At 68.7% G+C, this 18,290-nt stretch carries 10 protein-coding genes and 1 pseudogene; 1 reads left to right on the top strand and 10 read right to left on the bottom strand.

The genetic code is table 11. The features are described 5' to 3' along the window. Positions 1-9: 9 nt before the first annotated feature. The 10 genes from pks13 to glf form a co-directional block, all read right to left on the bottom strand. Entirely contained in the window at positions 10-5,319 is a 5,310-nt protein-coding gene (pks13, locus tag A5673_RS11650; RefSeq protein WP_068231643.1) for a polyketide synthase Pks13, read from the bottom strand. Between the two features lie 10 nt (positions 5,320-5,329). Continuing rightward, positions 5,330-7,228 (bottom strand): long-chain-fatty-acid--AMP ligase FadD32, encoded by a 1,899-nt coding sequence (gene fadD32, locus A5673_RS11655; RefSeq protein WP_068231646.1) that lies wholly within the window; start codon positions 7,226-7,228, stop codon positions 5,330-5,332. 246 nt (positions 7,229-7,474) lie between these two features. Further along, on the bottom strand, positions 7,475-8,485 hold the full coding sequence (locus tag A5673_RS11660; protein WP_068231649.1) for a cutinase family protein: 1,011 nt from the start codon (positions 8,483-8,485) through the stop codon (positions 7,475-7,477). A 98-nt stretch (positions 8,486-8,583) separates the two neighbouring features. Then, positions 8,584-9,462 (bottom strand): alpha/beta hydrolase-fold protein, encoded by an 879-nt coding sequence (locus A5673_RS11665; protein WP_369806478.1) that lies wholly within the window; start codon positions 9,460-9,462, stop codon positions 8,584-8,586. A gap of 159 nt (positions 9,463-9,621) precedes the next feature. After that, entirely contained in the window at positions 9,622-10,662 is a 1,041-nt protein-coding gene (gene ag85A, locus A5673_RS11670; protein WP_068231652.1) for a diacylglycerol acyltransferase/mycolyltransferase Ag85A, read from the bottom strand. Positions 10,663-11,005: 343 nt separating this feature from the next. Beyond that, positions 11,006-12,880 (bottom strand): terminal beta-(1->2)-arabinofuranosyltransferase, encoded by a 1,875-nt coding sequence (gene aftB / locus A5673_RS11675; protein WP_197518354.1) that lies wholly within the window; start codon positions 12,878-12,880, stop codon positions 11,006-11,008. A 49-nt stretch (positions 12,881-12,929) separates the two neighbouring features. Beyond that, positions 12,930-13,838, bottom strand: a complete 909-nt coding sequence (locus tag A5673_RS11680; protein WP_068231659.1) for a decaprenyl-phosphate phosphoribosyltransferase — start codon at positions 13,836-13,838, stop codon at positions 12,930-12,932. Then, positions 13,835-14,359, bottom strand: coding sequence for a phosphatase PAP2 family protein (locus tag A5673_RS11685; protein ID WP_068231662.1), 525 nt, complete (start codon positions 14,357-14,359; stop codon positions 13,835-13,837). Before A5673_RS11685 ends, A5673_RS11680 begins: the two co-directional genes overlap by 4 nt. Beyond that, positions 14,352-16,247, bottom strand: a complete 1,896-nt coding sequence (locus tag A5673_RS11690; RefSeq protein WP_068231667.1) for a glycosyltransferase — start codon at positions 16,245-16,247, stop codon at positions 14,352-14,354. The genes A5673_RS11685 and A5673_RS11690 overlap by 8 nt, the downstream gene beginning before the upstream one ends. Continuing rightward, positions 16,244-17,440, bottom strand: coding sequence for a UDP-galactopyranose mutase (gene glf / locus A5673_RS11695; protein WP_068231670.1), 1,197 nt, complete (start codon positions 17,438-17,440; stop codon positions 16,244-16,246). Before glf ends, A5673_RS11690 begins: the two co-directional genes overlap by 4 nt. A 265-nt stretch (positions 17,441-17,705) precedes the next feature. Here glf and A5673_RS11700 point away from each other — a divergent pair. Beyond that, a pseudogene (locus tag A5673_RS11700) lies at positions 17,706-18,290 on the top strand (PirG); the annotation flags it as partial.

The following is an 18,290-nucleotide window of genomic DNA, read 5'->3' on the forward strand; positions in this document are numbered from 1 at the left end:
CTCGCCTACCTAACTTCTCTGGCTGGTTTTAGCAGCGATCCCGTTCAGCGCCTGGGTCATGTGCGCGCCCACCTTGGCGATGATCGGCTCGTCGATGACCTGGATGTGCTCGCCACCGACCGGCACGACCTCGAGGTCGGCCACGTGCTCGCCCCACCCGCCATCCGGCTTGCGGGTGGCGTAGCGCGGTTCGAACATGATCGCGTCGTCATGGTAGCGATCGGCCATGTAGAGCGTGACGTGCCCGTCGTACGGCTGGATCTCGGCGGTGTCGATGGCCCGTTGGTCCAGATACGACGTGCGCTGGTGTTCGATGATCCCGCCCGGGATCTGCACCCCGCTCGCCTTGACCGCGTCGAGCACGAGCTGGACCTGCCCCGCGTCGTCGAGCTCCTCGAGCTGCTCGTACGGGATCTCGTCGATGCTGACGTTGAAGGTCTTCTCGGCGAACCGCGCGTAGCGGTCCCAGCGCTTGCGGATCTCCTCCTTGGTCTGCGGGATCTCCTCGCCCGGCCGCACCGCGTCGATGAGGCCGACGAACTCGACGTCCTTACCCATCTGCTTGAGGCCGATCGCGCAGGCGTAGGCCAGCGCGCCGCCCAGCGACCAGCCGGCAAGAATGTACGGCCCGTCGCCCTGCATTTCGATCAGCTTCGGAACGTATTGCGCCGCACGCTCTTCGATCGACCCCTCGACCCGCTCGAGGCCGTACATCGGGGTGTCGGACGGCAACCGGTTGAGCAGCGGCTCGTAGACCACCGTCGAGCCGCCGGCCGGGTGGAACACGAAAACCGGCGGCTTGGTGCTGCCCTCCGGCCGCGCCCGCAGCGTGCGGACGAACCCGTCGACCACCCCGGCCTCCAGGTACTCGCGCACCTTCTCGGCCAGCGCCTCGACGGTCGCCGACGTCAGCACGTCCTCGGCGGAGATCGGGCCTTCCGCGCGCTCCGATAGCCGCTCCGCCATCTTGGCGGCGGTGTCGGCGTCCAGCTTGGGCAGCGGGTTGAAGATGCCGCCAGGTGACTTGCCGGTCACGATCGCCCACGTGGCGAAGGTGACCCGCTCGGCGGCGTCGCGCGGCGGCACGTCGGAGTTCAGCGCCTTGGCGACCGCCTCCTGGTTGAGCGCTTCGGCCACCCCGGACACCTTCGGCTGTCCGCCGTTCGCGCCGGGCCCCGACGGGTTCGTCGGCGGCGGCGGGACCGCAACGTCGGAGGCCGGCGGCGCTTGCGTCTCCGGCTCGGCCTGCGGGTCGGGCGCCGGCGCCACCACCGACGTGGCCGTCGCGCCGCTGAGCAGCTCGGCCTGCTCCCGGGCGATTTCCTCGGCCGTCTGCGTCTTCTGGTGCTCGGCCAGCTGCTCGACCTCGTCGCGGTGTTCGACCGCGTACTCGATCAGTTTCTCGACGGCGTAGAGGTTCGCGTCGCGCACGGCCGTCAGCTGAATGGGCGGCAGGTCGAAGTCGTACTCGACGCGGTTCTTGATCCGCACCGCCATCAGCGAGTCGAGGCCCAGCTCGATCAGCGGCACCTCCCACGGCAGGTCCTCGGGCTCGTAGCCCATGGCGGCGCCGACGATCGCGCCCAGCCGGTCGGCGATGGTCTCGCCGGAGTCCGGTGACCACTTGGTGAAACCGGCCGGCATGTACCGGTTGGTCAGGCTGTCGCCGAGCGCCTCCTCCTCCGAGCCCTCGGCGGGAGCCTGCGCCGGCGCCGCGCCGTTGGACGGGGCCGCGATCGCCGTGCCCGCGCCCACCGCCGCCGGCAGCACCGACTCGGCGCCGCCCCGGGTCACCAGCGCGTCGTACACCAGCGTGAACGACTCGTCGATGCGCGCGTGCACCTGAACCGACGCGCCCCCGGGATGCCGGGTCAGCGTTGTCACCAACCGGGAGCCCTCCCCCGGCTTGGCCCGCTCCTCCGCGGCCGTCAGCTGCGCGCCCGGAAGGACTTCCGCAGCAGCGGCTTTCACCAGCGCCGCCAGGTCCGTCAACCCCTTGGGCGCGTACTCCCAGACGTGGCGGCCGTCCGGCAGCGCGACGTGGTTGCCGGGCATGAGCACCGAGCCGCTACTGGTGGCGACGTGCACGTCCAGCCAGTGCTCCTTGCGCTTGAACCGGGTCGGCGGAATGTTCGCGTAGTCGCGGGGCCCCGTCGCGCGGGTGAACAGCGTTCGGGGATCCAGGTCATGCCCATAGACGTACAGCTGCGCCAGGGTCGAGACGATCGACTCGACCTCGTCCTGCTTGCGCGCCAGGGTCGGGATCAACTGGGCGTCGTGCAGGCCGGCGTCCGCCGTCGTCAGGCCCACCTGCATCAGCGCGACGGGGTTGGGCGCCAGCTCCAGGAACGTGGTGTGCCCGCTGTCGACGGCGTTGCGGATCCCGTGGGTGAAGTAGACGCTGTGGCGCAGCCCCTTCTTCCAGTAGTCGACGTCGTGGATGGGCTCGGCGCCGGGCTTGATGTAGCTGCCCTCGTGCACGGTCGAGAAGATGCCGCACGTCGGGCTCATCGGCTTGATGCCCTGCAGTTCCGCGGCGAGCTCGCCCAGCAGCGGGTCCATCTGCGAGGTGTGGCTGGCGCCCTTGGTCTGGAACTTGCGGGCGAACTTGCCCTCGGATTCCGCGCGGGCGATGATCGCGTCCACCTGCTCGGGCGGGCCGCCGATGACCGTCTGCGTGGGCGCGGCGTAGACGCACACCTCGAGGTCGGGGAAGTCGGAGAACACCGTCTTGATCTCCTCGGCGGAGTATTCCACCAGCGCCATCAGCCGGATGTACTCGCCGAACAGCATCGCCTCGCCCTCGCCCATCAGATGGGAGCGGGAGCAGATGGCCCGGGTGGCGTCGCGCAGCGACAGGCCGCCGGCGAAGTAGGCCGACGCGGCCTCGCCCAGCGACTGTCCGACCACCGCGGCGGGCTTGGCGCCGTGATGCTTGAGCAGCTCGCCCAGCGCGATCTGGATCGCGAAGATGGTGACCTGGGTGGTCTCGATGCCGTAGTCCTGCGAGTCATCGAGGATCAGCTCGAGCACCGAGTAGCCCAGCTCGTCCTGGACCAGCGCGTCGACCTTTTCGATCCACTGCGCGAAGACGTCGTTGCGCAGATACAGGCTCTTGCCCATCTTGCGGTGCTGCGCACCGAAACCGGCCAGCACCCACACCGGGCCGTTACTCACCGGCCCGTCGACGCTGAACACGTTCGGCCGCTGCTTGCCCTCGGCGATCGCGCGCAGGCCCTTGATGGCCTCCTCGTGGTCGTGCGCCAGCACCACCGCGCGCGAGCGACCATGGTTGCGGCGAGACAGCGACCGCCCGATCGATTCCAGCGACGACGCCTGGCCCTCGGGGCTTTCCATCCAGTCCGCGAGCTCGGTGGCCGCGGCCTTCTTCCGCGAGGTCAGGAACGCCGAGACGACAAGCGGAATAACCGGTGGCGGAAGCTCTTGCGCCGCAAGCTCTTCCAGCGCGGCCTCCTTGAGGCTCAGCGCCTCTTCGGTGATTTCCGGGAGGTCGGGCTCTTCCTCCTCGGCCGCCGCGGAGGCGTCGGGGATGATGTTGCCGAAGTCGTCGAACCGCAGCGAGTGCGCCTCGAACGTAGGCGTTTCGGCCGCTTCGGTGGCCTCGGGCCGGGGCTCCGGCTCCTTTTCGACGACGTCGCGGGGCAGGACCTCGCGGACCACCACGTGCGCGTTGGCGCCGCCGAAGCCGAAGCTGGACACCCCGGCCAGCGCGTAGCCGCCGTAGCGCGGCCAGTCGGTGGCCTGGTCGACGAACTTCAGGTGCATCGCGTCCCAGTCGATGTACGGGCTGGGGCCCGCGAAGTTGAGCGACGGCGGCAACTTGTCGTGCTGCAGCGCCAGCACCACCTTGGCCATGCTGGCCGCGCCGGCGGCCGACTCCATGTGCCCCACATTGGTTTTCACCGCGCCCAACAGCGCCGGACGGTCGGCCGGACGGCCCCTGCCGACGACCCGGCCCAGCGCCTCGGCCTCGATCGGGTCACCGAGGACGGTGCCGGTGCCGTGCGCCTCGATGTAGTCGACGTTGCGCGGATCGATGCCGGCGTCCTTGTAGGCCCGGCGCAGCACGTCGGCCTGCGCGTCCTGGTTCGGCGCGATCAGGCCGTTGGACCGGCCGTCGTGGTTGACCGCGGTGCCGGCGATCACGGCCAGGATCTGGTCGCCGTCGCGGCGCGCGTCGTCGACCCGCTTGAGCACCAGCATGCCGGCGCCCTCCGAGCGGGTGTAGCCGTCGGCGTCGGCGGAGAACGACTTGATCCGGCCGTCGGGGGCCAGCACCGCGCCGATCTCGTCGAAGCCCAGCGTCACCGCGGGCGTGATCAGCGCGTTGACGCCGCCGGCCACCGCAACGTCGGCCTCGCCGTTGCGCAGGGCCTGCACGGCCTGGTGGATCGCCACCAGCGAGCTCGAGCACGCGGTGTCCACCGCGACCGAGGGCCCGCGGAAGTCGTAGAAGTAGGACACCCGGTTCGCGATGATCGACGGCGAGTTGCCGGTGATCGCATACGGGTGCGCGACGGTCGGGTCGGAGATGGCCAAGAAGCCGTAGTCATGGTTGGAGACGCCGACGTACACGCCGACCGCCTCGCCGCGCAGGCTCGACGCCGGGATGCGCGCGTGCTCGAGCGCCTCCCAGGTCAGCTCCAGCGCCATCCGCTGCTGCGGGTCGATGTTGTCGGCCTCGGTCTTGGCGATCGCGAAGAACTCGGAGTCGAAGCCCTTGATGTCCTTCAGGTAGCCGCCGCGGGTGCGGGCCTTGGCGACCCGCTCGGCCAGCCGCGGCTCCTCCAGAAATTCCTCCCAGCGGCCCTCGGGCAGGTCGGTGATGGCGTCGCGGCCCTCGATCAGCGCCTGCCAGGTCTCGTCGGGGCTGTTCATGTCGCCGGGCAGCCGGGTGGACAGACCCACGATCGCGATGTCGACGCGCTCCGCGGGCCCCTTGCGCGACCAGTCGACGATGTCGACGTCGTCGTCGGGCCGCTCGGGTTCGCCCTCGATGATCCGGGTGGCCAGCGACTCGATGGTCGGGTGCTGGAACGCCACCGCGACCGACAGCGTGACGCCGGTCATGTCCTCGATGTCGGCGGCCATCGCCACGGCGTCGCGCGACGACAGGCCCAGCTCGACCATCGGCACCGACTCGTCGATCGAGTCGGGCGACTGCCCGGTGGCCTTGGCCACGTAGTTGCGCAGCCACTGGCGCATCTCGGGGACCGTCATGTCGGTCTTCTTGGCGGGCAGATTCTCCTGCGTGTCCTGGGGTTCGTCGTCCGCGTTGAAATCGTCTATGTCAGCCATGGTTCCTGGTTCAGTCGTTAGCGCCGGCGAAGGCGGTCGGGGAACCGATGCCGCTGCGCAGGCTTCCGTCGAGGTAGGCGGCGCGGCAGGCGCGGCGCCCGATCTTGCCGCTGGAGGTACGCGGGATGGTGCCGGCCTGCACCAGCAGCAGGTCGCGCACCGTGACCCCGTGCCGCACGGCGATGGCAGCCCGGATGTCGTCGGCGATGGGCTGGTAGTCGAGCTTGTGCGTGCCGGCGGCGCGTTCGGCCACGATCACCAGCTGCTCCGAGCCGTCCTCGGCGTCGTACTTGAGGCCGGCGTGCGGGTTGTCGAACACCTCCTGGGGCAGCTGGTTTGCCGGGACGGAGAAGGCGGCCACGTAGCCGGTCCGCAGCGCCCGGCTGGCTTCCTGCGCGGAGTACTCGAGGTCCTGCGGGTAGTGGTTGCGGCCATCAATGATGACCAGGTCCTTGATGCGGCCGACGATATAGAGGTGGCCGTCGTGGTAGGTGCCGTAGTCGCCGGTGCGTACCCACAACCCGTCGTCGGGGGCGCCCTCGGCGTGTGACTCGCTGATCCGGGACTTCAGGATGTTGCGGAATGTCTGGTTGGTCTCTGCCTCCTTGCCCCAGTAGCCGATCCCCAGGTTGTTGCCGTGCAGCCAGATCTCGCCGACCTGCCCGTCGGCCAGCTCGGTGGCCGTGTCGGGGTCGACGATCACCGCCCACTCGTCGACGCCGATGACGCCCGCGGACACCTGGGCGACGGCGTTCGGCGCGTCGGCGGGGACCTCCACGAAGCGCTGGTTGTTCATCTCGCCACGGTCGACGTAGATGACCCGGGGCGCCTCGTCCATCGGGGTGGTGGAGACGAACAGCGTGGCCTCGGCCAGGCCGTAGGACGGCTTGATGGCGGTCTCGCGCAGGCCGTAGGGCGCGAACGCGTCGTAGAACTTGCGCATCGACGCCGGCGACACCGGCTCGCTGCCGTTCAGGATCGCTTTCACGTTGCTCAGGTCCAGCGGCGGTTCCCCGTCCTTGGGCACGCCGCGCAGCGCGGCGTGCTCGAACGCGAAGTTCGGCGCGACGGTGATGACCTCGCAGTCCGGGTCGTCGTCGGGCTTGCGTGCCATCTCGCGGATCCAGCGGCCGGGCCGGCGCACGAACGCGGCCGGGGTCATGAAGGTGAAGTTGTGGCCGATCACCGGCGACAGCAGCGCCGTGATCAGGCCCATGTCGTGGAAGAACGGCAGCCAGGACAGCCCGCGGTCCGCCTCCTTGCCTTCGAGCCCGTTGAGCACCTGCAACACATTGGTGGGCAGGTTCAGGTGGGTGATCTCCACGCCGGTGGGGGTGCGGGTGGAGCCCGAGGTGTACTGCAGGTAGGCGATGGTGTTCTCGTCGGCCTCGGGCTCCTGCCAGGTGGAGGCGACCTCGTCGGGCACCGCGTCGACGGCGATGACACGGGGCCGTTCCTTGGCCGCGCGGGCGCGGATGAACTTGCGGACGCCTTCGGCGGCCTCCGTGGTGGTCAGGATCGTCGACGGCGTGCAGTCGTCCAGCACGGCGTGCAGCCGGCCGACGTGACCGGGCTCGCTCGGGTCGAACAGCGGCACGGCGATCCTGCCGGCATACAGCGCCCCGAAGAACGCGATCAGGTAGTGGAGGTTCTGCGGGCACAGGATGGCGATGCGGTCGCCGGGTTGGGTGACCTGTTGCAGGCGGGCGCCGACGGCGCGGTTGCGGGCGCTGAACTCGGCCCACGAAATGTCGCGGTATTCACCGTCGCGCTCGGTGGAGAAGTCGATGAATCGGTAGGCCAGCTTGCCACCGCGAACCTTCGCCCATTTTTCAACGTGACGAACCAGGTTCGTGTTGTCCGGGAACCTGATTTTTCCATTCACGATGAACGGGTTGTGGTACGCCATGCCGCCCTCTCCTGTCACAACCTGTGTCGGTCGGCGTGGCCGACCGCTTCGGTGCCGGCTGCGCCGACGGGTCCTCTATACACGAGCCGGCTTTGAACGGCCTGCGGTCGGGAGCGCCGGGCCTTGCGGCCGCAACGAAGCTCTAATTGCTCTTAATTTTCTCTTAATGTTAGGTGCCGCCTCGCGGCAGACCAAATCACAAGGTACCGCCGATCGCGTCACGGATTCGCCTAGGTCGCGGGGGTGTCACCCATGTTTGGGGTGCGGCGCGTTTTCGATCAGCCCGCGGGCCCAATTGAGCGTCCAGTCGGTCGCCGGCGCCCCGTCCAGATTCCAAAAGTCGGTGGTGGCGTACAGGGCGTGGACCGGTTGGCCGGCGCCACCGGCCAGGGTGTTCAGGGTTTCCGGCAGCTTGGCCACGCTGAACGCCTCGTTCGGCGCGGCGCAGATGAGGTCGCCGGGCGCGCAGATCTCGTTTGTCTTGGCGTTCAGCGCGCCGAAACCGCCGGGCCGGGCACCGGTCATGGTCAGGCCGAGGCCCGACAGCACCGGCACCTCGTGCAGGGTGATCTCGGCGCCCTCGCCGGGCGGGTTGGGTCCGATGTCGTTGCCGACCCCGTCCTGGCGGCGACCGTCGGCGATCAACGTCACACCCAGCACCAGGTCGTCGTCGACGGGCCCGCGGCCGTTGCCGATGTCGCTGGCGATGTCGCCGATGATCACCGCGCCCTGCGAGAACCCCATCAGCACGTAGCTGGTCAGCGGGCACTTGTTGTTCATGTCGGTCATCGCCTGCACCGTCGCGCGGGTGCCTTCGGCCCGGCTGTCGTTGTACGACATCTGCGTGTCGCCGCTGAGCGGGTTGCGGAACTGCGCGGTGTAGGGGGTGGTGTACGTCTGCACCCGGGAGGAGGGGAACTGCTGGGAGATGTCCGCGGTCACCTTGTGCAGCAACGCATTCGGGAATTGCGTCGGATTGAGTGGATCGTCCTGGGGGGCCGACTCCCACGTGCCCGGGACGTTGATCAGCTGGACGTCGGGGCACGACGCGTCCTGGGAAGCGGGCCGCGGCTTGTGCGGGTGCGTCGTCGTGGAGGTCGGCGGCAGGATGCCGGGCGGCACCGCGCTGGGCGGCGACTTGGGGCCCCGCAGCAGCATCACCACGGCCACGATGACCAGCAACACGACGCCGGCCACCGCAAGGGCGGCGATCCAGGCGAGGGTCCGGTGGCGTTTGCGCCGCGCGCTCGGGGTCATGTTCTCCTGCCGGCAGAGTCGGTCGATCGCAGCTCGATACCAGGCAAACGGCCGTCCCGCCCGCTGCTGCGCTCCCTACACGGTACCGGCGTTTGGGACTAGCGGATCGCGCCCACGATGTCGCCCGACATGGCCCCCAGCTGCCCCGACCACGAGCCCCAGCCGTTGTCGCCGCCGCCGGGGAAGTCGAAGTGACCGTTGTGTCCGCCGTTGCTGCGGTACTGCTGGTAGAACATCCGGCTGTTGCCCATCGCCTCGGCGGCCTGGCCGATCATGGCGGCGGGATCGCTGGCCGCGTCGGTGGTCGGGCTCCACACCCACACGCGGGTGTTGTTCTGCGCCAGCAGCGCGGCGTGCACCCAGGGGTCATGCCACTTCCACCGGCCCAGCTGCGGGGCGCCCCACATGCCGTTGCCGTCGACGCCGCCGAACTGCTGCAGGCCGGCCAGGATCGAACCGTTCGTGGTGGTGTTGGACGGGTACAGGAACCCCGATAGCGAGCCGGCGAAGCCGTAGCGGTCGGGGTGGAAGCATGCGAGCGCCATCGCGGCGTAGCCGCCCTGGGAGGCGCCGACGGCGGCGTGGCCGCCGGGGGCCAGGCCCTTGTTGGCGGCCAGCCAGTTGGGCAGCTCGCTGGACAGGAAGGTGTCCCACTGCTTGCTGCCGTCGTTCTCCCAGTTGGTGTACATGCTGTAGGCGCCGCCCGCGGGCGCCGCGACCGAAATGCCCTTGCCGGCGAGCGTGTTCATCGCGTTGCCGGCGGTGACCCAGTTGCTGACGTCCGGCGCGGCGTCGAACGCGTCCAGCAGCACGACCATGTGCGGGCCGCCGGCCAGGAAGGCCACCGGGATGTCGCGGCCCATCGCCGCCGACGGAACCATCAGGGTCTCGTAGCCCGCGGCGCGGGCCTTCCCGATGGGACCCGCCATCCCCAACGCCAAGACCACGCCCAACAGCAACGCTGACAGACCCCGCACGACCCTCATGTCCACCCTCCATCGTCTAGTCGCTGTGTGCAGATTAGCCAGCGCCGCAAGCGCCCCGCCCCGGGGGTAGTGAAACAGATCACACCGGCCGCGAACAACTAGCGGCGGGAACCCCGAAAGGTGCCCGCCGCTAGTCGTGTTGCCGTGTATTTAGGTGCCGGTGCCCTGGTTGCCCGCGGCCGCGGCGGTAGCCGGGCCGGCGCCGGGCGTGGCGCCCAACGTGGACTGCAGGTCACCCTTCATCGCGTTGAGCTGCGCGCCCCAGTACGGCCAGTCGTGCGTGCCGTTGGCGTCGAAGTTGAACACCGCGTTGTGGCCACCGGCCTGGTTGTAGGCGTCCTGGAACTTCAGGTTGCTGGTTCGCACGAAGCCCTCGAGGAACTTGGCGGGCAGGTTGTCGCCACCGAGGTCGGACGGCTTGCCGTTACCGCAGTAGATCCAGATGCGGGTGTTGTTGGCGACGAGCTTGCCCACCTGCAGCGACGGGTCGTTGCGCTGCCAGGCCGGGTCGCTCGACGGCCCCCACATGTCGTCCTTCTTGTAACCGCCGGCGTCGCCCATGGCCAGGCCGATCAGCGACGGCCCCATGCCCTGCGACGGGTCCAGCAGCGCCGAGAGCGAGCCGGCGTAGATGAACTGGTTGGGGTGGTAGGCGGCCAGGATCAGCGCGGACGAACCGGCCATCGACAGACCGACGGCGGCGCTGCCGGTCGGCTTCACCTGCTTGTTGGCCTGCAGGTACGCCGGCAGCTCGCTGGTCAGGAAGGTCTCCCACTTGTAGGTGGTGCACCCGGCCTTACCGCACGCCGGCTTGTACCAGTCGGAGTAGAAGCTCGACTGGCCGCCGACCGGCATGACCACGGCGATGCCCGACTGGTTGTACCACTCGAACGCCGGGGTGTTGATGTCCCAGCCGTTGTAGTCGTCCTGCGCGCGCATCCCGTCGAGCAGGTAGAGCGCGGGCGCGTTGGCGCCGCCGCCCTGGAACTGAACCTTGATGTCGCGGCCCATACCGGCCGAGGGAACCTGCAGGTACTCCACCGGCAGACCCGGGCGCGAGAACGCCCCGGCGGTCGCCGAGCCCCCCACGGCACCAATCAGACCCGAGAGCAGGGCCGCGCCAACGGCCCCCACCACGAGTCGTCGTGGCATGCGAGCCACGGCGCCGCGAAACCTGTCGACAAGCGTCATCCTTGCTTCCTCATCCTTCTTTCGGCCTTTCGGCACATTTCTCCGATTGGACGCATCCCCGAGTTGGGTCCGACTGCATACGCGTCGGGCGCAGCAGTGCTCGTGTAGTCAACCACACCTGGGGGCATCCGCTCTCATCGAGCGGCTCGGGCAAACCGCGATTTGGCGCTCCTACCCAACGATTTTGGGGCCAAACAGCGACTCGGAGAATCGCATTTCCGCATGTGCCTAGCCCCGCGTGCGCACTGGTGAGAGCGCAGATGTGAGATTGCTGGCAATGTCCAGGGGACCGCCGGGGAAGCCGAATTCGACACCCGCAGAAAAAAATTTCGGTCCGCCGCCTCTACTCGCGCGGAGGCGGCGGGATTGTCTCCGGCACCGGCAGCCCACACCGCGCGAGTTCGTAGCGCGGAACACGATCGATCCGGTACGTGGTGAACTCGAAGGAGTGCACGACGTTGGACACGAAGCGGTGCAAGGTCATTGGCGCGCGCACCGAGCTGAGCACCGCCTGGGTCTCGGGACATTTCAGGGCGGCCACCGCCTGAGCGACCCAGTTGGGGTCCAAATAGCCCGGGATTCCGGGAGGTAACTTCACCCACGGACCGTCGGCGATCACCCAGTCCGGGAACAGGTTCTTGTCGTGCCCGATCCGGCCGTGCTTCAGCCGCTCGGTGTGTTGTGCGAGCGGGTTTGCCAGACCGATCTGGTCGATCACCCGGACGTCGAGCCCCACGTTCATGCCGAGCATGCCCAGGTTGGTGAAAAACACCGCGTGCTGGGGCTTTTGCGGCGCCTTGGCGTCCCCGGGCGCGGGCTGGGCCATCGGCACCAGGTCCCACTGGATGTAGTTGCCGGACGGCAGCAACAAGGCCCCGTCCGGGGTGTTGTCGAGGGCCGTCAGAACGGCCGCCATCCGCGGGTAGTCCAGGTAGTCCGCGGCGGTCAGCGGGTGGGCGTGCCCGGTTGCCTGCGCGTAGAAGCGCCGCTCGTCGACGATGCCCGAGTAGGTGACGTGGGTGGCGTCGTCGCCCATCCCGGGGGAGTTTGCTGCCCACAACGACCAGCCGGCGATGCCGAGCCACAGCGCGGCCGCGGCGCCGGCCACCCAATTGCCCGTCTCCCTCGAATAATCCGCGCCGTCCGGGATCGTCACCGGAATGACTGCCACCGGTGCCAGCAAACAAAAGAGCGGCGCAAGCAATACCCTCGCGTGCATGAAATCGCCGCCCTGCCGGATCCAGTAGATGCCCTGCAGCAGGCCGCTGACGACGACGAACGCGACGACCGCCGGTGGGCTCTGAACCGCCCGCGCCACGCGGCCGTAGTCGGGCGCGAGCACGGGGCGAAGGAACGACGGGCGGCGACGGGCGACCACCAGCAGCGCGCCGAGCGCCACCAGCAGCACCACCGGCACCCACACCGCATAGGGCGCGTTGAAGTTCGAGAGATAGATCATCCCCTGCGACCACTTGTCGCCGGCCGCGTCCTTGGCCAGGGCCGTCCCGGGGACCAGCAGCCCGTAGTAGCCCATCCGGAAGATCTCGTAGGCCACGGGGAGCAAGCCGCCCGCCACCACGACCAGCACGCGGCGGCGCCAGTTGCGCGCGGCGATGAGCATCATGATCAGCGCCAGCCCGCCCATCAACGCCAGGTCGGGCCGGACGAGAACGCTGAACCCCGCGACGAAGGCCAGCGCTCCGAGGAACGCCGGGCCGGCCGGACGTGCCCGCACCGGCTGCGCCCAGCACACCATCATCCACCACAGCAGCCCGAGGTAGGCCAGCGTCAAGCCGCTCTCCAGGCCGGAGGTGGCAAAGTCACGCGCCGGTGGCAGCGCGATATAGGCCAGGGCCCCGGCCGGCAGCATGATCGCCCTACGGCCCCGCAGGCTGGGCGCGTACAAGCGGCCGGCGCCCAGCATCAACAAGGCCACGCCCAGCACCGACAGGGTCAGGGCCAGGGCCAGCGCCACGTACTCCATGCGCACCGGGCCGCCGACCCAGCTGCCCAGATACATCAGGTACGTCCATGCGGTGGAGGTGTTCGCCTCGACCCGCTCGCCGGCGTTGAAGACCGGACCATTGCCGGCCAGCAAATTGCGCACGGTGCGCAGCACGATGAGCCCGTCGTCGGCGATCCAGCGACGCTGCCAGGCGCCCCACGCGAACAGGACGGCAACCACCACCACGCTGATCCACAGGCTGACCCGCACCATGGTGACGTAGGGGAACAGCGGCCGGCCGGCCCGCCTGAGCACCGGCCAGCTAGCCGAAGGCAACGGCGGCCCCAACTGTCGCGATCCAGGCCAGCGCCAACAGCTGCAGCACCCGGTCACGCAATGCAATGTCCTCGGGCTCCCCGGCCAGCCCACCGTCGACGTCGACCGCGTAGCGCAGGATCGCGATCGTGAACGGGACCATCGACACCGAGAACCAGCCCGCCGTGCCGTGGTCGCGCTCGAACGCCCACAGCCCGTAGCACATCACCACCGCGGTGGCCGACATCGTCCAGACGAACCGCAGATAGGTGCCCGTGTAGCTCTCCAGCGCCTTGCGGATCGCCGCGCCGGTGCGCTCGGCCAGCTGCAGCTCCGCGTAGCGCTTGCCGGCCGCCATGAACAGTGACCCGAACGCCATGATCAGCAAGAACCATTGCGACAGCCGGGTATCGGTGGCCGCTCCCCCGGCGATGGCGCGGAGCAAGAACCCCGACGACACGATGCAGATGTCCATCACCGCCTGGTGCTTGAGCCCGAAGCAGTACGCCAGCTGCATGGCGATGTAGACCAGCATGACCACCGCCAGGTTCGGCGTCAGCCACCAGGCCACGCCCACCGACGCCACGGCGAGCACGACGGCCAGCCCGTAGGCAAGCCACTCGGGCACCACGCCGGCGGCGATCGGGCGGAACCGTTTGGTGGGGTGTTCGCGGTCGGCCTCGACGTCGCGGACGTCGTTGATCAGGTATATCGCGGAGGCCGCCAGGCTGAAGACGACGAACGCGACCGCCACCTGGACGCCCAGCTGGCCGTAGTCGTAGCGGTGGCCGCGGCCCGCCGCGCTCAACGGCGCGGCCAGGACCAGTACGTTCTTCACCCATTGCCGCGGGCGGATCGCCTTGACCACCCCGACGATCAGGTTGCCCGGGGGTCCGATCACCACGTCTTCGCTCATTCGGCACACACCTCTCGCGCTCGGCCCGCGATCCCCGCGACGGCGGCACCCAGGGCGACGCCGAACGCGACGTCGCTGGGATAGTGCACGCCCAGCAGTATCCGCGACAGCGCCATCGGCGGTACCAGCACCGCCGGTAGCGGCAGCCCGGTGACCCGGCCCATCAGGATGGCCGCGGCGGTGGTGGAGGTGGCGTGCGCGGAGGGGAAGCTCAGCCGGCTGGGTGTGCCGACGTTGACCGCGACGGCCGGATCATGCGGCCGTTGGCGCCGCACCAACCGCTTGACCACCACCGCGGCGGCGTGCGCGGCGAACGCGCCGGCCCCCACCATCAGCCAATCGCGGCGACGGCTGGGCATCAGCACAGCGCCGAGCATCGCGACGGCCACCCAGCCGATGCTGTGCTCCCCGAAATGCGACAGCCCCCGCGCCACGGTCAGCACGCCGGGACGGTCGGCCAGTGCCGACTGGACGGCCACCAGCGCGGCCACTTCGCCGCGCGGAGCGGCCGTTTCAGCCATGTTTGGGCTCGTTGTGCGGCGGCAACAACGCCGCTTCCCACTTCTGCTTGCTCGACAGCACGGGCAGCGCCTCCCGGTACACCCGGCGCATCTCGTCGAACCGGCTCAGCAGCCGCCGCTGCCGCCGCAGCGACTTGAGCAGCAGCGAGATCATCTTGCCGCGGTCGCGCTGCCGGTAGACCACGCCGCAACCATCGGCGGTCGTCACGGTCACGCCGTCGACGGTGCACAGCCGGAACCACCGCGCGTCCTGCGTGGGCACGTTGTACTCCGGGCGTAGGTGGGCCCCCGGGTCGGCCTTGGTCATGTTGTGAAAGATCCCGCGCGACAACCGGTATCCAATGGAGACCGGGTTCACCGGCGGCTTCATCGCCTTGCTTCGGTGCATCGGCTCCGGCAGCTCGCTCGCCGCCGGCAGCACGACCGCGTCCGGGTACTCCTTGCGCAGCCGGTGCACTTCCGGCAGCGCCCTCTCCAGGATGGAGAAGATGTGCTCGGGACCGGCCAGGAAGTCGTCGATCGCCTTGTTCTGGATCGCGACCGTCGAGTATTCAAGGCAGGCAAGGTGTTTCAGCGTCGCCTTGAGGTGACTGCGGACCAACCCGGTCACGTCGCCGTCCCAGTGCATCGCCGCGACCACCAGGCGGTTGCGCAGATGGAAGTAGGCCTGCCAGTCGATGGCGTCGTCCTTGTCGCTCCAGGCCATGTGCCAGATCGCCGCGCCGGGCAGCGTGACGGTCGGGTATCCGCGTTCGGCGGCCCGCAGCCCGTAGTCGGCGTCGTCCCATTTGATGAACAGCGGCAGCGGCTGCCCGAGCTCCTCGGCGACCTGCCGCGGGATCATGCACGTCCACCAGCCGTTGTAGTCGACGTCGATGCGGCGGTGCAGCAACTTGCTTCGATCGTTGCTGTCGCTCAACGGATATTCGGCGAAGTCGTGGTCGTACTCGGCGTGCGGCGCGGAGGTCCACATGAAGTTCGACCGGTCCACGATCTCGCCCATGATGTGCAGGTGCGACGGCTCCTGCAGGTTGAGCATCTGACCGCCCACCAGCATCGGGCTCTTGGCGAAGCGGTGCATCGCCAACACCCGCAGAATTGAGTCCGGCTCGATGCGGATGTCGTCATCCATGAACAGGATCTGTTGGCAATCCGTGTTTTTCAGCGCCTCGTACATCACGCGGCTGTAGCCGCCGGAACCGCCGAGGTTGGGCTGGTCGTGGATGGACAGCCGATTGCCCAGCCGGGCGGCCGCGGCGGGGAAGTCGGGGTGGTCGCGCACCTTGCGGACGCCTTGGTCGGGGACGATGACCGCCCCAATCACCTGGTCCACCAACGGATCTGCGGTCAGCGTGCTCAGCGCGTTGACACAGTCCGCGGGGCGGTTGAACGTGGGGATCCCCACGGCGATGTTGGCCGTGCCCGGGGCGGTCTCGGTCGCATACCAGCCGCCGCCGACGAGGGTGACCTTGCTGTCGGTGGTGATGTCGAACCAGATCCAGCCGCCGTCCTCGAACGGCTTGAGCGCCACCTCGATCTCGACCACGACGGGTTGGTCGTCGGCACCGGCGAATTCGCGGCCCTCGACGAAGATGCGGGCCCCGGTGGCCTTGGTCCGGTAGACGTCGACGCGGCCGGACCCGGTCACCTCGACGCGGAGCACCACCGACTGGCAGATCGACCACCGGCGCCAGTAGCTGGCGGGAAACGCGTTGAAGTAGGTGGCGAACGACACCTCGGACTCCGCGCCGATCTGCAGCGAGGTCCGCGAGGTCGCGTGCGCGCGCCGCGCGTTGGTCGTCGACTCCTCGAGGTACAACTTGCGGACGTCGAGCGGTTCACCCGGACGCGGCAAAATGATTCGGGAAAGCAGGCTCACAGCGGTCATCCCCCCGCACCTTCCTCCGCTAGGTCCTTGCCCTCGCGCAGGTGCGGCGCGAGGACGTTGTCGTACATGTTCAGTGCGCTGGCGATCGCCATGTGCATGTCCAGATATTGGTAGGTGCCGAGCCGCCCGCCGAACAGCACCTTCGATGACGCGGTCTCGGACTTGGCTCGGGCCCGGTACGCGGCCACCAGGGCGCGGTCGGCCTCGGTGTTGATCGGGTAGTAGGGCTCGTCGTCGTCCTCGGCGAACCGGGAGTACTCGCGCATGATCACGGTCTTGTCGGTCGGGTAGTCCCGCTCGGTGTGGAAGTGCCGGAACTCGTGGATCCGGGTGAACGGCACCTCGGGATCGTTGTAGTTCATCACCGGGGTGCCCTGAAAATCGCCGATGGGCAGCACTTCCACCTCGAAGTCCAGGGTGCGCCACCCGAGGCGGCCGTCGGCGTAGTCGAAGTAGCGGTCCAGCGGGCCCGTGTACACGACGGGGGCGTCGGGGCTCTCGGCGCGCAGTTGGTCGCGCACGTCGAACCAGTCAGTGTCGAGCCTGACCTCGATGCGGTCGTCGGCGGCCATCCTTTTCAGCCAGGCCGTGTAGCCGTCGACCGGCAGGCCCTCGTAGGTGTCACTGAAGTATCGGTTGTCGAACGTGTAGCGCACCGGCAGCCGGGTGATGTTGGAGGCCGGCAGTTCCTTGGGATCGGTCTGCCACTGCTTGGCGGTGTAGCCCTTGACGAACGCCTCGTAGAGCGGCCGGCCGATCAGCGAGATCGCCTTCTCCTCCAGGTTCTGCGCGTCGGCGGTGTTGATCTCGGCGGCCTGCTCGGCGATGAGCTGCCGCGCTTCGTCCGGGGTGAAGTACCGGCCGAAGAACTGGGACACCAGGCCCAGCCCCATCGGGAACTGGTAGGCCTGGCCGTTGTGCATCGCGAACACGCGGTGGCGGTAGTCGGTGAACTCGGTGAACTGGCGGACGTAGTCCCAGACTCTCTTATTAGAGGTGTGGAACAGGTGCGCGCCGTACTTGTGCACCTCGATGCCGGTCTGGGGCTCGGCCTCGGAGTACGCGTTGCCCCCGATGTGTGGGCGCCGTTCGACCACGAGCACGCGCCTTCCGAGCTGGGAAGCCACGCGCTCGGCGATGGTCAGGCCGAAGAATCCGGAACCGACGACAAAAAGATCGAAACGAGCGGTCATCGGTTGCTTAGGGTATCCGACCGCGCGGGCCTAACCCATTTGGCGAGGCCAGGGAGTCCGGGTTAAGCCGAATGACAACGACTTTGGGGCCCCGCCACCCCGGTCACAGTCGGAGTCGCAATTACCTCACGATTCAATATCGGCACTCTAGTCACAGCAGTCTCACTCGTACCATCGATTCTGTGTGCTTCATGCCGGATAGGACGGGCGGGGCACGCCGACACAACGCAGTTGGAAACAGTTGTCCAGATTTGAGGAGACTTCCGTGCCGAACCGACGCCGACGCAAGCTTTCGACAGCCATGAGCGCGGTCGCCGCCGTGGCAGTGGCGAGTCCTTGCGCATACTTCCTTGTCTACGAATCGACCGCCGACAGCAAGCCGGCCGAGCACCACGAGTTCAAGAAGGCCGCGGTGATGTCCGACCTGCCGGGCGAGCTGATGGGTGCGCTGTCGCAGGGCCTGTCGCAGTTCGGGATCAACCTGCCGCCGGTGCCCGCCTTGAGCGGTACCGGGGCGGGCGCCCCGGGTCTGGCCAGTCCGGGCTTGGGCACCTCGGGCCTCACCAGCCCAGGCCTCACCAGCCCAGGCCTCACCAGCCCAGGCTTGACCAGCCCGGCATTGACCAGCCCCGGTCTCACCAGCCCCGGTCTCACCAGCCCGGGATTGACCAGCCCGGGATTGACCAGCCCCGCCCTGGCGAACCCCGGTTTGCCGCCCACCACACCCGGCATCACCACGCCCGGTGCGGTGCCCACGACGCCGGCCGCCGGGCTCAACCCGGCGCTGACCAGCCCGGCCGGGCTCACGCCGGGCATCGGCAGTCCCACCCTGTCCCCCAGTGAGGTGCCG

It is taken from the genome of Mycobacterium sp. E3198 (genome assembly GCF_001667015.1).
Taxonomy (GTDB): domain Bacteria; phylum Actinomycetota; class Actinomycetes; order Mycobacteriales; family Mycobacteriaceae; genus Mycobacterium.

Coding starts and splice junctions, on each gene's coding strand:
- glf (WP_068231670.1), bottom strand. CDS start 17,440: ATGACCGCTCGTTTCGATCTTTTTGTCGTCGGTTCCGGATTCTTCGGC.
- pks13 (WP_068231643.1), bottom strand. CDS start 5,319: ATGGCTGACATAGACGATTTCAACGCGGACGACGAACCCCAGGACACG.
- A5673_RS11680 (WP_068231659.1), bottom strand. CDS start 13,838: ATGAGCGAAGACGTGGTGATCGGACCCCCGGGCAACCTGATCGTCGGG.
- A5673_RS11685 (WP_068231662.1), bottom strand. CDS start 14,359: ATGGCTGAAACGGCCGCTCCGCGCGGCGAAGTGGCCGCGCTGGTGGCC.
- fadD32 (WP_068231646.1), bottom strand. CDS start 7,228: ATGGCGTACCACAACCCGTTCATCGTGAATGGAAAAATCAGGTTCCCG.
- A5673_RS11690 (WP_068231667.1), bottom strand. CDS start 16,247: ATGACCGCTGTGAGCCTGCTTTCCCGAATCATTTTGCCGCGTCCGGGT.
- A5673_RS11660 (WP_068231649.1), bottom strand. CDS start 8,485: ATGACCCCGAGCGCGCGGCGCAAACGCCACCGGACCCTCGCCTGGATC.
- aftB (WP_197518354.1), bottom strand. CDS start 12,880: ATGGTGCGGGTCAGCCTGTGGATCAGCGTGGTGGTGGTTGCCGTCCTG.
- ag85A (WP_068231652.1), bottom strand. CDS start 10,662: ATGACGCTTGTCGACAGGTTTCGCGGCGCCGTGGCTCGCATGCCACGA.